Genomic DNA, 16998 nt, shown 5'->3' with positions numbered 1-16998 from the left:
ATAATTATTAATGGAGTCAGTCCCTTCCGATTGTTTCGGTAAGGGGCTGACTCCTGTGTATGGGGGAAAATGTATGAACAGAAAACTTTTTACTTATGCTATCAATTTCGCCATTTTGGTGTTCGGTTTGCAAATGACGATGCTTGGTCCATTAATTGAAAAAATGTCTGATTCCTTCCATTTGTCAGTTGCGCAAATGGGGTCGTTCTTTTCGGTTTCTGCTGCTGGATTTACGGTGGCGATCATATTTGGAGGAATTATTTCCGATCGGATTGGGAAAAAACGAGTAGTTGTTTGGTCGGGATTTGGATTTGCAAGCGCACTCCTATTATTCTCGATTTCACCATATTTTTCACTTTCTATTGTAATGTTTTTTCTAATAGGTGGTTTTGGTGGAGTTATCGAAAGTACACTTAGTGCCATCGTAGCTGATGTCAATCCGGGGAATGAAAGACGAGCGGTTACCTTTGCTCATGTATTCTTCGGTGTTGGAGCCATTGTAGGACCTACTTTTTCTGGTTGGTTAATCGATTCAAATTATTCTTGGAATACGGCTTATTTAGTCGCTGCCATCTTAGCTTTTGTAGCAGTTATTTGGGTAACGAGATATGAATATCCAAGAGTAGAAACAGATGAGAGTTTTGATGTTTCCGCGTTTAAAAATATTTTAGGGAATAAAAGCTTTATCTTGCTTTGTACGGCGATTGCATTGTATGTAGGGGTGGAAACAACCGCTTGGGGTTGGACGCCAAAACATTTAACAGATATGAATTATGAACAAGCATTTGCTGGCTTTATGGTCGGGTTGCTTTGGTTTGGCATTACAATCGGCCGTTTTATTTCAGCTTGGTTGGCTGAAAGATTTTCAAATAAAATTCTTGTAAGTGGTTTATGCCTTGTATCGATTATGGGACTAGTGGCACAAGTATTTTCGGTGTTCAATTCGATTGCTCCCGTAACCTTATTTTTAATGGGCCTTGGCTTTTCCGGAATATGGCCACTCATAGTATCTCAAGCGGGATCGATGTTTTCATCCCAATACTCTGGAACAGCCTTTGGCCTAGCAGTAGCAGCAGGTGGAGTTGGCGGGATGACGATTCCATATTTGTTCGGCTTTATAGCTGAGCATGTACAAATGGGTGTTTTATTTGGGATATTATCGTTACCGTTAATATTAATCATTTTTATTAGCTTTTCTTTAGAAAAATCTGAAAAACTCGAAAAATCAGCGGCATAATCTTCCAAAACTTGGTATCATTAAACTAGCTAATAGTGAGGAGTGGGGGAAGGCGTGAGAAAGAGACTCGTAGCTTTTTTAATGATAACCATTTGTGTTTTCTTTTTGGCTGGTTGTATAAGTATTGGTGTCGGTAAATCTAAAAGTAAAGTAAAATTAACTGCCATTATTGTAAAACATCCTTTAACTCAAGATGTATCTAACATGGATTGGCTAAAAGAAGCAGAGAAAAAGGCCGGAGTGGAAATTGAGTGGCAGGAAGTGTCTTCAGATTGGGAAAAAATAAAACAAGATTTATTGTTTAGTGGAGAAATTCCCGATCTTATCATTGGGCCCAATGCAATAACGGACGCCGAATTTGCTCAATATCCAGGCATGTTTCAAGATTTGACGGAATTAATTGAAAAGCATGGTCCGAACGTTCAGCAAATGTTTCAAGATAAGCCTGAAACGGAAGTGATTGCCACTCAACTTGACGGAAAAATTTACGGATTACCAAAGTATCAGCCGTTTGGAACTGAAACCGCGACGAGACAATTCATTAATAAGCAATGGTTGGATCAATTAGGCTTGGAAGTGCCGACAACATGGGATGAGTTATTTGCTGTTTTAGTAGCGTTTAAGGAAAATGATGTAAATGGTAATGGTGATCCCAATGACGAAATTCCAATGGATTTTGCACCACTCGGTATGGGAGGATTTAATTTTTTCCACCCTACTGTTTTGTTAGGGAGTGTTGGAATAACCATTACGAACGGTGGCGGTCAGGGGTATTTCGTTGAAAACGGCGTCGTTAAAAACTTTTTCATTGACGAGCGTGCGAAGGAATTAATTACATTTTTACATAAATGTTGGGATGCCGGTGTACTGACCGAGGACATTCTTTCTCGCGATTATGCAACGTATCAATCCGTTGCACGCGGAAATGGAGAGACAGCAAACGTCGGCTTTACATGGGGTTGGGAGTTATCAGAACGATTCGGTAATACGCTTGCCTCACAATACGTTTCACTGCCACCTTTGCAAGTTTCATCGAGCTCGGACAAACAGGTTTCTTGGAGTTATGATTTCTATGGATTGACGTATGGTGCGAACATGGTCCAAATGTCAGCCACCGCTAAAGACAAGGACGCAGCGATGAAATTCATTAATGAACTATATGATCCGATTGTCAGTATGCAAGTATTATTTGGTTCCGTCGGATCAAATATTTCCGATAATGGTGAGGGTACGTATACAGTACTTCCACCAGAAGATCTCGGAATGGACCCTGCTACTTGGAAATGGACAACAACTTGGGGAGATAATGGACCTATGTATATACCAGATTCATCGCAGATAACTCCTAGTTCCGATTTAGAAGCAATTGTCGAACAAACTAAGCCATTAAAAGCCGCACTTGATGGCATTAATAAAGAAAAAGACGTATATCCTGAGATTTTTATTAAATATAGTCCAGAAGATTATTATGTATTAACGCAACTCAATTCCACCTTAATGAATCTTTCGATGGGTGCTTTTGGTAAATGGATTACTGAAGGTGGTATGGAAGAAGAATGGGATGCTTACGTACAACAGTTAGAAAGTATTGGTATAACAAGAACTATCGATATGATGCAAAAGTATTATGATGAGTATCAAGAAAATAAAATAGATTTTTAAATGATATGAAGAGAAAGATAATAAGAATCTTCCTCTCAGACATTTTGTACTATTGCTCTGCTTCTCGAAAGAAAAATAAATATAAATTGTTCACGAATTGAGAGTGAGGGATGAAATCTCACTCTTTTTTTGTAGTTAACTGTATAATTTCAAATACCTTAATTAAAGAATTAGTATCTAGTTTAGTATTGAATATTAAATCTATATTCTTTTGGTGTTTTTCCAGTGATACTTTTAAAAGTTCTATGAAAATGGGGCATACTCTGATACCCACATTGATGGGCGATGGAATGAATCGGATCATTTGTCGAGAGAAGCATTTCCTTCGCCCAGATTATACGTTTTGTTGTGATGTAATCTGTGATGTTCATTCCAATAAAACCTTTAAATTCTCGACTTAAATGAGCAGGTGAGACGGAGACGGTTTTTGCAATTGTTTTTAAATCTAGTTTTTCACCTAAATGTTTATCAATATATATTAGACTGTTCTTTAGCCAGTCAGGTTCATGGTTTCCCATTCTTTCATTTTGCTTTAAACAATGCCTATTTAATTCTAGTAATAACAAATGCAACAGTAGTACAATTGCCTCCCAACTATCCACGCGCTTATACCTATATTCTTTTTCTATCTCCATTAGAAAGTTTTCGACCTTATTATTTTTGTTTGTTGCAAGAGAGTAGCGATATTCTTGGTCTTTTTTACTTTTATCTATGATTCCTCCAATTGATAGACTCCTAATAAAAGATGATTGAGCTATGATAGAAGGATGAAAAAATAAAGCGGTGGAAGTGATTGGATTTTTTGAATCAGGTACTGCTCGATGAATCGTATTTGCAGGTAATACAAAAATATCCCCTTTGGACATTTCATAGAAATGCTGATTAATAAAAAAAGTACCCGTTCCACCGTAAACATAAACGATCTCATGCCAATCATGAACATGATCGGGCAACTCATGGTCAGGCTGCTTTGTATCTTGGAAAACAATATGAATAAAATCACTTTCAATTGATTTTGTTAGAGGTTTCATGTCACACCACGATTATTTTAATTTTCTAACATTATATCAAAAAAAGGTACATAAAGAACAAAAATAGATATTTTTATAACATTATTACTTTGCTACTATTAATTGAAAGCGCGAACAATTTACAAAGAAGGTGAGAGATTGGAATACCGAACATTAGGAGAAACGGGACTATCTGTTTCAGCACTTAGCTTTGGAGCGTCGTCCCTTGGGTCTGTCTTTCGAAACATTGATGAGACAGAAGGAGTAAAAGCAGTCCATACTGCTATTGATTTAGGTGTTAATTTAGTAGATGTTTCCCCTTATTATGGGTTAACAAAGGCTGAAACAGTACTCGGAAAAGCGTTAAAGACCGTTTCGAGAGATAAGTATTATTTATGTACAAAAGCTTGTAGGTACGGAGAAAACGATTTTAATTTTTCATATGAAAGAATCATTAAAAGTGTAGAAGAAAGTTTGCAACGTCTCCATACAGATTACTTAGATATACTTTTACTTCATGATATTGAGTTTGGTGATAGAACACAAATAGTTAATGAGGCGATTCCTGCACTTCAGGATTTAAAGAAAGAAGGGAAGATAAGTTCTTTTGGAATATCGGGTCTTCCTTTATCAATTTTTACGGATATGGTGGAACAAACTAATTTGGATGTGATTTTATCCTATTGTCACTACACGCTCAATGATACATCTCTTGAAGATATTCTTCCGCTTATGAGTGAAACAAAGACTGGAGTAATAAATGCATCGCCTTTAGGGATGGGGTTACTTAGTCAAAGAGGTGCTCCTGAATGGCATCCAGCAAATGAGAGAATAAAAAGTGTATGTCAAAAAGCAGTCGATTTTTGCAACTTGCAAGGGGTACCTATAGAAAAACTCGCAGTACAGTTCTCAGTAAATAATAAAAGTATACCAACCACATTAATTAGTACAGCAAATCCCCAAAATATTGAAAATAATATCCGGTGGGTTGAAGAACGAATGGATGAAGCACTGCTTACAGAAGTACAGAAAATATTGGCGCCCATACATAACGAAACTTGGTAAAGATTGTATTAATAGTAGAAAGGTGAAATGATGAAATCAATTATATGTCAAGAGCCATATATCTTCAAAATGACAAATAGTGAAAAAACAGAATGTCATCCTGGGGAAGCATTAGTACGAATCAAGAGAATTGGTATTTGTGGGACAGATCTTCACGCTTTTAGAGGAAATCAGCCGTTTTTTACATATCCGAGAATTCTTGGACATGAACTATCTGGAATTGTAGAAAAGGTGAACAGTGACAACTCCGAAATAAAGGTTGGTGATCAAGTAACTGTTCTTCCTTATTTGGAATGTGGAAAATGTATTGCTTGTCGATCAGGGAAGACAAATTGTTGTTCTACATTATCTGTACTAGGAGTTCATGAGGATGGAGGAATGAGAGAGTACATTTCCGTACCAGTTGATCATGTAATCAAAACAAATAATCTAACTCTTGATGAAGCTTCGATGATTGAACCGCTAAGTATAGGTGCTCATGCTGTAAGAAGGGCATCATTACGTAAGGGAGAAAAGGTTCTTGTAATTGGAGCTGGTCCCATTGGATTAGCGGTGATGTCATTTGCAATATTGGAAGGCGCTACTGTCGTTGCAATGGATATAAATGAAGAACGATTAAAATTTTGTTTATCAAGTATAGGTGTATTCGACTCGATTGTTCCGAACGAAGAGAGCATCACAAAATTACGGGAAATGTTTAACGGAGAGCTACCGGAAACGGTGTTTGAAGCAACAGGAAATGTACATTCAATGAACTCTTCCTTTCAATATCCAGAGCAAGGAGGCAAACTCGTTTTTGTTGGTTTGGTAAATGATCAAATTACTTTTTCAGATCCCGAGTTTCATAGAAAGGAATTGACATTACTGAGCAGTAGAAATGCAACTAAGGATGATTTTTATTATGTTAAACAATCTTTAGAAAACAGAAAAATAAACATAAATGAATTTATCACACATCGTTGTACGTTTGAAAATCTGCCATCCACATTTAGTGACTGGTTAAAACCGGAATCTAAAGTAATCAAAGCGGTGGTAGAACTATAAAACTTGTATAAATAGGCGAGTTTTAAAATGGAATTGATGTGAAAAACTTATATTGCTTTTGGAGGGTGAATCTTAAATGAAGAAAGAAGAGTATCTAAAAACTATTGATGAAGTTATTGCGAATGGTCAATTCAAACCTAACTGGAATTCATTATCCGATTTTAAAGTTCCTAATTGGTACCGTAATGCTAAGTTTGGAATTTTTATTCATTGGGGAGTATATGCTGTCCCAGCGTTTAAAAATGAATGGTACCCTAGAAATATGTATATCCAAGGATCTGATGAGTATAAACACCATATTGAAGTATATGGGGAACATAAAGAATTCGGTTATAAAGATTTCATCCCTCTATTTAAAGCTGAAAATTTTGATGCAAGCGAATGGGCAGATTTATTTAAGGCATCTGGTGCAAGATACATAATGCCAGTAGCAGAACATCATGATGGTTTTCAAATGTATAAGAGTGATATATCTCCGTTTAATTCCTTTGAAATGGGACCTAAAAGAGATCTTTTAGGAGAGATGAAAGAGGCTTTTGAAAAACAGGATTTACAGTTATGTGTTTCTTCTCATAGAGCTGAGCACTGGTTTTTTATGTCACATGGGAAGGAATTTGATTCCGATATTAAAGAACCACTTAAAGTAGGCGACTTTTACTGGCCAGCTAGTAATGAACCGGAATTTCAGGATTTATATGATTCTCCACCAAATCAAGAGTATTTGGAAGACTGGTTGATTCGTTGCTGTGAATTAGTAGATTGTTATCAACCAAAAATTTTCTATTTTGATTGGTGGATTCATCACTCAGCCTTTAAACCCTATATTAAAAAGTTTGCAGCTTATTATTATAATCGAGCGGCTGAATGGGGATATGATGTGGCCATCAACTATAAGCATGACGCTTTCATGCTAGGTACAGCTGTTCCAGATGTAGAAAGAGGACAATTTTCGGATATGAAGCCATATTTTTGGCAAACAGATACAGCTGTTGCACGGAATTCTTGGTGCTACACTCCAAATAACAATTACAAATCACCCGTAGAAATCATTCAAGATTTAGTAGATATCGTTAGTAAAAATGGAAGTCTTCTATTAAATATTGGACCAAAAGCGGATGGCGCGATTCCAGAAGAAGACAAAAACATCTTAATGGCTATTGGTGAATGGTTAAAAGTGAACGGTGAATCTATTTACGATACTTCTTACTGGAGGCTTTTTGGAGAAGGACCTACTCAAGTAGAGGAGGGGCAATTTACTGACCATACAGCTAAAAAGTTTACTAGTGAAGATATTCGTTTTACAAGCAAAGGAAGCTATTTATATGCGACCATATTAGTTTATCCCGAGGATGGGCAAGTACAAATAAAATCCCTTAAAGAAAAGTCAACATATTTCCATGGGATTATTAAGGATGTAAGTATTATTGGTTTTAGTGAGCAACCTTCTTGGGAGAGAAATGAGGAAGCACTAGTTATTCAAACTAAGACAGTACAAAGTTTATATCCCGTAGTTTTAAAGATTGAAATAGATTGATTTGGACATGATTGTGTAATGAGGTTAACCAATGTAATAAACAAAACTCCTCGAAAGCAGTGGTACTTTTACGGGGAGTTTTTTTGTAGTACTCATTACTTTTGCTCTAAAAAAAATTAAAAGATAAGTAATTGTAATAATAATATGAAAAGATAAGTGTGTAGATTGTTTCTACTAGATTATATTATGTGCTTATACGTACAGGTATTCAGATTTAGAGAAGTGTATTTTACTTTTATTGTAAAATAAATAGATTAACTTCTATAAACAATTGAACTACCTCGCAAAAAATGGTAACATGTTCGCACAAGTATAATGAAAGGAAGTCTTTTATGAATTTGGAAGAAATGATTGCGGAAATAGAAGCTTTAGGTAAGACATGTAATTGTGGAAATAACCATAATCATATTTCGATTGAAACGATGTTTATTGGGATTGATGCTTTTGCAAAATGCTCATCATTTCTTTTAGAAAAAAAGTTTAAGCGCGTCCTTTTAGTAGCTGATCAAAACACATATGTTGAAGCAGGAGAAAAACTGGGGCAAGCTTTACGAGAATTAAATTTTGAATATTCGGTATGTATTGTTGAACCAAATAAAATCGGCGATGTGGTAGCTGATGAAGTATCCATTGTACAAGCATTATTGAAAATCGATAACAACATCGATGCCCTCCTAGCGATAGGTTCCGGCACTATCCACGATATTACAAGATTTTGTAGTGCTAAGACAGGAAAACCATTTATCTCTATTCCAACTGCTGCATCAGTTGATGGTTTTACTTCCTTAGGTGCTCCGTTAATTGTCCGAGGAGTAAAAAAGACATTTCAAACCGTATCACCGATTGCTCTTTTTGCAGATATTAATGTACTCATGAATGCTCCAAAAGAGATGACTGCGGCTGGGTTTGGCGATATGTTGGCAAAATATACATCACTTGCTGATTGGAACTTTGGAAGATTCATAGCAGACGAGCCATTTTGTCCACTTGCTGCCTCCCTTACGAAAGAAGCTTTAGAAAATTGTGTGGATAAGGTAGATAAAATAGCTGTAGGCGACGAAGAAGGAGTTCGTATTTTACTAGCTTCCCTTATTCAATCAGGGCTTGCTATGCTACTGTTCGGGCAATCGCATCCAGCATCTGGTGGAGAGCATCATCTTTCACACTACTGGGAAATGGAATTTTTACAGAAAAAACGCCATCAGGTGTTACACGGAGCAAAGGTAGGCGTCAGTTCTGTTTTACTTGCAAACCTTTATCATGCTTGGTTTGCATCAGGAGAACTCCTGCCGATAGCTTTAAACGATAGAAGCGAAAAAATTGCTGAGATTATTGCGACGATTCCTAAATCAGAGCAGATAGCAGCTCTCCTAAAAAGGGTAGGAGGTCCAACATTTCCTAAGGAATTAAACATTGACGAGGAGCTTGTTGAACGAAGTTTAAAGGAAGCCCATTTATTAAGAGAACGTTTTACAATGTTGAAGTGTTATAACATCAAGCTCAGTCAGTAATATTAATTATAGGAGCTGAAAAAGATGGCAAGCCAACCGAAAGTAACCGATACGTTCTGGCGCAGATATATGGATGTAGTTCGTGACGAAGTAATCCCTTATCAGTGGGAAGCTTTAAATGATCGAGTGGAAGGGGCAGCAAAAAGCCATGCAATCGAAAATATTCGTATTGCGGCAGGACTCGCGGAAGGGGAATTTCACGGGTTTGTTTTTCAAGATAGTGATGTAGCGAAATGGTTGGAGGCAGTTGCATATAGTTTGGCTACAGATCCGAATCCAGAACTGGAAAAAACCGCTGATGAATTGATTGATTTACTTGGAAATGCGCAGCAGGAAGATGGATATTTAAACACATATTTTACCGTAAAAGAACCAAATTCAAGATGGACGAATTTACGAGATCAACATGAATTATATTGTGCTGGTCATATGATTGAGGCAGCAGTCGCCTATTATGAAGCAACTGGAAAACGTAAATTATTGGATATTATGTGTAGGTTCGCAGATTGTATTGACTCTGTTTTTGGTGAAGAAGATGGAAAAATCAAAGGATATGATGGTCATCAAGAAATCGAACTCGCTCTTGTAAAACTTTATGAAGTGACCGGAAACGAAAAATACTTGAATTTGAGTAAGTTTTTTATCGACGAACGTGGAAAACAGCCACACTTCTTCGATAAAGAAAGTGAAGTGCGGGGCGATACAAAGCCGTTTTGGTATTTTGGAAGTTATAAGTATAGTCAGTCCCACTTACCTGTCCGTGAGCAACAAGAGGCTGTCGGCCATTCAGTTCGCGCGATGTATATGTATGCGGCAATGGCAGATCTAGCTTTTAAAACAGGCGACGACAAACTAAAAACAGCGTGTAAGACGCTTTGGGATAATGTAACGAATAAGCAAATGTATATAACTGCAGGAATCGGTTCGAGCGAATTTGGTGAAGCGTTTAGTTTTGACTATGACTTGCCTAACGATCTTTGTTACACAGAAACATGTGCTTCGATTGGATTAGTGTTTTGGGCAAAAAGAATGCTAAATCTAGAAGTGAATTCTTCATATGCCGATGTGATGGAAAGAGCGCTATATAATGGAACGATTAGTGGAATGGACCTTGATGGAAAAAAGTTTTTTTATGTAAATCCTCTCGAAGTATGGCCAGAAGCTTGTTCAAGACATGACAAAAGACATGTGAAACCAGTTCGTCAAATGTGGTTTAATTGTGCATGCTGCCCACCTAATCTAGCTAGATTAATCGCTTCGATTGGTCATTATATTTACACTGAACGTAATGATGAAATATTTGTAAATCTTTATATGGGGAACGAAGCCATATTTGATATAAAAGATAAAAAAGTCTACATGAATCAGAAAACTGAGTATCCATGGGATGGTACAGTATCCATGTCTGTTTCTCCTGAAGAATCTATGAAATTTACGATTGCCTTAAGAATTCCTGGTTGGTGCAGGAATGCTCAATTAAAAGTCAACGGAGAAAAAGTTGCCATAGAAAATACAGTTAATGGATATGTTTATTTGAAACGCACTTGGAACCCGGATGATCAAATAGAGCTTATTTTGGAGATGCCTGTAGATAGGATTAAAGCACATCCGAGTGTAAGAGAAAATGTGGGAAAAACTGCTTTGCAAATGGGTCCAATAGTTTACTGTCTAGAAGAAGTTGATAATAGTCCCAACTTGCCGAATATCTTTTTGCCAAAGCATGCTAGATTAGAAACACACTTTGATAACGAACTTCTAGGCGGCGTAGTAGTAATTAAGGCTGAGGCTAATAGATTGAAAGAATCAGATTGGGGTTCAGCTTTATATAAAGCAGCAGATGAAAAATATTATCCACATACATTAACAGCCGTCCCATATTATGCCTGGTGTAATCGTGAACCAGGAGAAATGCTTGTTTGGATGAATGAGAAATAAGTTCTGAATCCAAAGGCTGTTCTTTTTAATCTATAATGTAGGATTTTAGATTGAAGGACAGCCTTTACAATAAATGTAATATACTTGTAAAATCGCATTGACGTTTGGATTTAACAATAATATGATAAAGTTATGCGAAAACTGACATAATTTTAAGACTAAAGTAGTATATTTCGTGAAAATCATCTAATTTTTCAATAAGTTTGTAAGCGCTACACTGGGTTGGGGCGGTTAAAAGGGGTGGTCATGAATAAGATATGGTTGGGTGGCATCCAGAAATGATAGAAAGGTGCTGTGAAAATGGAACCGGTAGTGAGAATTGAGAATATAAGTAAGTCTTTTGGGTCCGGAAATAAAAAAGTAGATATTTTGGATCAAATTAATTTAACGATTGAGCCTTATCAGTTGGTTGCTCTAAGAGGAAGATCAGGATCGGGAAAAACAACTTTGCTGAACTTAATTGGTGCATTAGATAAACCAACGGATGGAGAGATATACATAGAAGGAAATCCGATCAGCAAATACAATGAAAAGCAGCGTTCAGAGCTGCGTAGGACAAAAATGGGTTTCGTGTTCCAGTCCTATGGACTCGTCCCGTTAATGACTGTGGAAGAAAATATTGAGTTTGGACTTAGAATTTCAGGAGTACCTCGTGCAGAATGGGCGGACAAAATTAAAGAATCAATTGAGCTAGTTGGATTGTCAAAGCGTGCGAAACATCGTCCATATGAAATATCTGGTGGAGAGCAGCAAAGGGTCGCTATCGCTAGAGCCATTGCTACAAAGCCAGCTCTACTCCTTGCTGATGAGCCTACTGCTGAATTAGATACGAAAACAGCATTCCATATTATTAGTGCATTTCAGGAACTGGTGAAAAATCGATCGACTACGATCGTGATGACAACCCATGACCCTGGTATTCTTGAAATAATAGAACATGTCTATACATTGGAGGATCGGAAAATTGCGAAAGATAAACAAGAAATTATCATCTAATAGAATAAAAGTTTACTTTTTACTAGGGGCTTTTGCATTACTTTCAATCTTTTTGGGTGGTTGTTCTTTTTTACCTAAAGAAGAACCAGTATTAGCCCCACCACTCGTTGAACCTGCTCAACTTGATTATGAAACAGCCGAGGTAAAAAAAGGTGAAATCATCAAAAGAGTAAAAGGATCAGGAACCATGGTTCCGACTAGTCATCATGATTTATACTACACAAAAGATGGCGGACGTTTAAAGAAGATCGACGTTAGAGAAGGGGATCTCGTTAAAAAAGGTCAAACCCTGGCAGAATTAGAAACTGGCAATCTCGCTTTTGAAGTTGATCAAGCGTATATCGATTTGAAAAAAGCTCAGCTTAGACTTCAGCAAATGGAAGCAAATCAGGAAGATAAATATTCTATTGAAATGGGAAAATTAGATGTCCAAAGCATTAATAATCGACTTTATTTTATGAATAATCAGTTAGCTGAATCGAAAATTGTTTCTCCAATTGACGGAGTTATCACTTTTGTTACTGAAATTCGACAAGGTCAAGGGGTACCAGCTTATGAATCTTTATTTCAAGTGGCTGAAACGACCCAACTGCAAGTTCAATATGCAGCAATGAATGCCAATGACCTTGCCGATGTTAAACTTGGAATGGATGTAGTTACTAACATCAAAGGGAAAGACATTAAAGGAAAAGTGGTACAAACACCAAAAGATGTTCCAGCCGATATTTATGAAAAAAATCCTGATCTTTACAGCAAATCAATTCTCGTAGAGGTTGAAAAGCTTCCGAAAGATACAAAAGTAGGGGATATAGCCGGCATAGAAATTGTCACTGCTAAGAAAAAAGATACAATGATTATTCCAAAAAATGGTCTTCGTTCAACAGTAGGAAGAAACTATGTTCAAGTCATGGTTGATAATACAAAACGTGAAGTCGATATTGAAGTCGGAATTATTTCCTCTACAGAAGTGGAAGTGTTGAAAGGACTCAATGAAGGGGACGTCATCATCTTAAAGTAGGAGGGATAAGCCCGTGGCTATTATAAAGTTAATTTTTCGTAAAATGCTGAACAATCGTTGGCTGACCGGAAGCTTATTCCTCGGTTTAATCATAACCGTTTCACTTGTTTCCAGTATCCCAACTTATACTTCCAGTGTTTTACAAAAATTATTGATTCGAGAATTAGAAGACCATCAAGTGAAAAAAAATCAATATCCAGGTGAATTTTCTTTTTCCGATACATTTGCACAATCAATTGTTAAAAATCCTGCAGAATCACTCCTTAAAGTTGAAGATATTAATAAAAGTATCGTAGAAAGTGCAGGAATACCTGTGATAGCGGATGCGAATATAATAGCAACTACTCCGCTTAGAACGATGTATGAAGAAGAAGAACGGCGCGGAAGTTCACAAAACGCTGCTAAATTACTTATGATTACAGGGATTGAAGATCATATTACGATTACAGATGGGGAGTTTCCAAGTGAAAAAGCTGTTGACGGAGTGGTTGAGGTCCTTGTATCAGAAACAGCTTTAGTTAAAAGAAGCATGGTGCTTGGAACTAATTTTATTGTTGGTAGTGAAAAAGAGCATCAGTTTGTCATAAGACCAGTAGGAACTTTCCAACCCAAATCGCTCGATAATCCATATTGGTCCCTTGTTCCACGCTCCTTTAACGATGATTTTATCGTTAACGAAAAGTGGTTTAGGGATGAATTAATACCGAAACATGAAGAAATATTAGGAATTGGTAGATTTAGTACCGCATTTGATTATCATAAAATAGAAGATACTCATTTTCCAACATTACTACGCTTGGAATCAAAGCTGAAATCAGAAGTCACAAAGGTGAAAAAAGCAACTATTTTATTTAATTTCCCGATCAAAAATATTCTAAAATCATATGAAGATAAAGGAAAGCAAATGACTACTATGCTTTGGTCGTTGAATGTACCCGTTCTCATTATGCTTGCCATTTATTTATATATGATTTCTCGCTTGATCATTGAACGACAATTAAATGAAATTGCAGTTTTTACTAGTAGGGGCGCAAGTCGATTTCAAATTCTAGGAATCTATTTTATTGAAATTGCTATTTTAGGTGTACTTGCACTGTTAATTGGCCCAATTATTGGGTTGCAGCTTTGTAAATTACTAGGTGCATCAAATGGTTTCCTAGAGTTTATCCAGAGGTCGTCATTGCCTGTCAAACTCTCCTTAAAATCATATATTTATGCACTGCTTGCTGTACTGGCTTCTATTATCATGATTATGATTCCTGTTTACAGAGCATCTGGCCAAAGCATTGTCAGTCATAAACAGCAAATGGCGAGGGATATTGGTAAGGTACCTTGGTATTCCCTCATTGGTGAATTTGCAGTTCTTGGAGTTGCCATTTATGGACTCGTTGCTTTTAATCGCAGCCAGAAATTTTTACAGTCCCTTGATGTTGAGAGTTCTGATATCATGATTGACCCTGAGCTATTTTTTATGCCAGCTCTTTTCATCATTGGATTAGGATTAGTGGCTTTAAGAATTTATCCATTAATATTGAAGCTGATTTATAAAATTGGAGAAAAGTTTTGGCCTGTATCGTTGTACAGTACATTTCTACAAGTGAGTAGGTCTACAAAACAATATCAGTTTCTCATGTTGTTTTTAGTCATGACGATTGGAATGGGTGTGTTTAGTGCAAGTGCAGCCCGGACAATTAACACAAACTTAGAAGAACAGCTGCTCTACAAAAATGGATCAGAAATCCGCATGTTGTTAAGATGGGAAAGCAGCCGTCCGGCAAGTGGTAGCTATACACCGCAAAGTCCAAGTGGGCAGGATGGAGGTGGCGGAGAATCAGATGCTGCTAGTGTGCCAGAATTCGAACCTATTGTTTATACGGAACCACCGTTTGATCCTATTCAAAGTTTAAAACAAGTAGAGAAAGCGGCTAAAGTTTTTAAAAAGGACTCTGTTTCCGTTACGACTCCTAGCGGGAAAAGCATCCACTATCCAACTTTGATGGCGATCGAACCAAAGGCATTTGGGGAAACAGCATGGTTTAAGTCTTCTTTATTGCCGCACCATTGGTACCAGTATTTAAACCTTATCGCAAAAGAGCCGAGTGCTGTCCTTGTGTCAACAAAAGCAGCAGAAGCCCTAGATCTTAAACAAGGTGACTATATTTCGATGCAATGGGCTGGTTCCGACTACGGTGAATTTGTAGTATATGGAATAATTGATTATTGGCCGTCGTTTAATCCTTTGGAGAAATCATTGGAAAATAAATCTGAGGGAGCACTTATTGTAGCTAATCTGCCATACGTCCAGAATATGCTGGGACTTGAACCATATGAAGTTTGGCTGAAAATGAAACCAGATACGTCTCGTGCTGAGTTTTATCAAGAAGTCAAGGACGCCAAAATTCCAGTTATGGTTATGAATGATGTAAACCCTCAAATTACAGATTTGAAAAATGGAGCATTATTATTGGGATTAAATGGTACAATGACATTAGGTTTCCTGATTTCGTTATTGATTTCGTTCATCGGCTTCCTTTTATATTGGGTGCTGACAATTAAATCAAGAACCCTACAATACGGTATTTACAGGGCGATGGGGATACCTATGCCAAAATTAATTGGGATTTTAGTATCTGAACAACTCTTGACATCTGGCGTCGCATGTATACTCGGAATTATTGTGGGTGGAGTGACAAGTCAATTGTATGTTCCATTATTCAAGCTTTCGATGAATGTTAGGGACTTAATGCCTCCATTTACTGTCATTTCTGAGGCGAGCGATGAGGCGAAGATCTATATATTTGCCGCGGCTATGCTAATTTTAGGATCCGCCATATTAATTGGCTTCTTGAGAAAAATAAAAATTCATCAAGCCATAAAGTTAGGTGAAGATTAATGATCGATTGCCAAAATTTAATGAAAATCTATAAAATTGACGATGATCATGAAGTTATTGCTTTACAAGGACTCGATCTGAAAGTGGAGCAAGGCGAAATGATGGGAATTATCGGAAGTAGTGGTAGTGGAAAATCCACATTATTAAATATGCTCGGTGGATTGGACCGTCCTACTGCTGGGAAGCTGACTGTTGGCGGTAAGGATCTGCTTCGTTTATCCGATAAAGATTTAGTGAAATATAAACTTGAAACAGTTGGTTTTGTTTGGCAGAATAACGCACGTAACCTGATCCCTTATTTAACGGCAGTCGAAAATGTAGAATTGCCGATGTTAATAAAAGGTCGTCATAAACGTGAACGCGCCAAAGAATTGCTGGAAATGGTCGGAATGGGTCATCGTTTAAATAACAAGTTAAGCTCACTCTCGGGAGGTGAGCAACAAAGGGTGGCAATTGCCATCTCCCTTGCCAATAATCCGAAATTAGTATTGGCAGACGAACCGACTGGAAGTGTTGACGTTAAGACAGCAGATATCATTCTTGATGTATTTCGTAACTTAAACAGGGAACTAGGGGTAACGATTGTCATTGTTACTCATGACACCCAGCTCACGAGAAAAATGGACCGTGTTGTTGCCATTCGTGATGGAAAAACATCTAGTGAGATTTTGCGTAAATCTTATTATATTAAAAATAGCGAGGACGAAAGCAGTGATGACGGTGTGGAAGAAGATACACACGTAGAATTGGCTGTTCTCGATAGTGCAAGAAGAATTCAAGTTCCAGAAAGCTATTTGGAAGCCATCGGTATTTCCGAAACGAATAAAGTGAGAATGGAACTAGAAGATGGAAAAATTGTAATAGTTAATCCCAATGAAATTAAATCAAAAGTTGTATAAATTTTTGTCATTGAAACGTCCATCCCTTTTTGAAATTGGGATGGACGTTTTTTCGTTCTGACAGCTGCTAATGGGTATGAACCGAGACTCTATCAAAGCCTTCTACTTGATATCAAATATGAACTCAAGCAAAAATACGGGTTGGCGCCTTATGCAATGCAGGATTTAGTGATGAAGGTCATCAATCCACAGAA

At 37.2% G+C, this 16998-nt stretch carries 12 protein-coding genes; 11 read left to right on the top strand and 1 reads right to left on the bottom strand.

What is annotated here, in order from left to right; genetic code table 11:
• The first annotated feature begins 73 nt into the window (after positions 1-73).
• Both KHA93_RS12475 and KHA93_RS12470 read left to right on the top strand, forming a co-directional pair.
• The gene (locus tag KHA93_RS12475) at positions 74-1237 is read left to right on the top strand and encodes an MFS transporter (protein WP_213111026.1); all 1164 of its coding nucleotides are present in this window, start codon (positions 74-76) and stop codon (positions 1235-1237) included.
• 54 nt (positions 1238-1291) lie between these two features.
• The gene (locus tag KHA93_RS12470; protein WP_349772288.1) at positions 1292-2899 is read left to right on the top strand and encodes an extracellular solute-binding protein; all 1608 of its coding nucleotides are present in this window, start codon (positions 1292-1294) and stop codon (positions 2897-2899) included.
• Between the two features lie 182 nt (positions 2900-3081).
• Here the strand turns inward: KHA93_RS12470 and KHA93_RS12465 are convergent, their stop codons facing one another.
• On the bottom strand, positions 3082-3930 hold the full coding sequence (locus KHA93_RS12465; protein WP_213111025.1) for an AraC family transcriptional regulator: 849 nt from the start codon (positions 3928-3930) through the stop codon (positions 3082-3084).
• A 138-nt stretch (positions 3931-4068) separates the two neighbouring features.
• Between KHA93_RS12465 and KHA93_RS12460 the strand changes: the two genes are divergently transcribed.
• The 9 genes from KHA93_RS12460 to KHA93_RS12420 all read left to right on the top strand — a co-directional run bounded on the left by KHA93_RS12460 (position 4069) and on the right by KHA93_RS12420 (position 16804).
• Complete coding sequence (locus tag KHA93_RS12460) at positions 4069-4974, top strand: aldo/keto reductase (RefSeq protein ID WP_213111024.1); 906 nt, start codon at positions 4069-4071, stop codon at positions 4972-4974.
• Between the two features lie 27 nt (positions 4975-5001).
• Positions 5002-6018, top strand: a complete 1017-nt coding sequence (locus tag KHA93_RS12455) for a zinc-binding alcohol dehydrogenase family protein (protein ID WP_349772287.1) — start codon at positions 5002-5004, stop codon at positions 6016-6018.
• Positions 6019-6094: 76 nt separating this feature from the next.
• Positions 6095-7552 (top strand): alpha-L-fucosidase, encoded by a 1458-nt coding sequence (locus KHA93_RS12450; protein ID WP_213111023.1) that lies wholly within the window; start codon positions 6095-6097, stop codon positions 7550-7552.
• Positions 7553-7884: 332 nt separating this feature from the next.
• The gene (locus KHA93_RS12445) at positions 7885-9063 is read left to right on the top strand and encodes a sn-glycerol-1-phosphate dehydrogenase (protein WP_233711141.1); all 1179 of its coding nucleotides are present in this window, start codon (positions 7885-7887) and stop codon (positions 9061-9063) included.
• 24 nt (positions 9064-9087) lie between these two features.
• Positions 9088-10998 carry a glycoside hydrolase family 127 protein gene (locus tag KHA93_RS12440; RefSeq protein ID WP_213111022.1) on the top strand — a complete coding sequence of 637 codons (1911 nt, stop codon included), beginning with the start codon at positions 9088-9090 and terminating at the stop codon, positions 10996-10998.
• Between the two features lie 300 nt (positions 10999-11298).
• Positions 11299-11994, top strand: a complete 696-nt coding sequence (locus tag KHA93_RS12435) for an ABC transporter ATP-binding protein (RefSeq protein ID WP_213111021.1) — start codon at positions 11299-11301, stop codon at positions 11992-11994.
• On the top strand, positions 11963-13012 hold the full coding sequence (locus tag KHA93_RS12430) for an efflux RND transporter periplasmic adaptor subunit (protein ID WP_213111020.1): 1050 nt from the start codon (positions 11963-11965) through the stop codon (positions 13010-13012). The genes KHA93_RS12435 and KHA93_RS12430 overlap by 32 nt, the downstream gene beginning before the upstream one ends.
• 13 nt (positions 13013-13025) lie before the next feature.
• Positions 13026-15905 carry an ABC transporter permease gene (locus KHA93_RS12425; protein ID WP_213111019.1) on the top strand — a complete coding sequence of 960 codons (2880 nt, stop codon included), beginning with the start codon at positions 13026-13028 and terminating at the stop codon, positions 15903-15905.
• Positions 15905-16804 (top strand): ABC transporter ATP-binding protein, encoded by a 900-nt coding sequence (locus KHA93_RS12420; RefSeq protein WP_213111018.1) that lies wholly within the window; start codon positions 15905-15907, stop codon positions 16802-16804. Before KHA93_RS12425 ends, KHA93_RS12420 begins: the two co-directional genes overlap by 1 nt.
• The last annotated feature ends 194 nt before the right edge of the window (positions 16805-16998 follow it).

The organism is Lederbergia citrisecunda (assembly GCF_018343695.1).
GTDB classification, from domain to species: domain Bacteria; phylum Bacillota; class Bacilli; order Bacillales; family Bacillaceae_C; genus Lederbergia; species Lederbergia citrisecunda.
The sequence above is the reverse complement of the archived record's forward strand: the minus strand, read 5'-3'. Positions and strand labels throughout refer to the sequence as shown.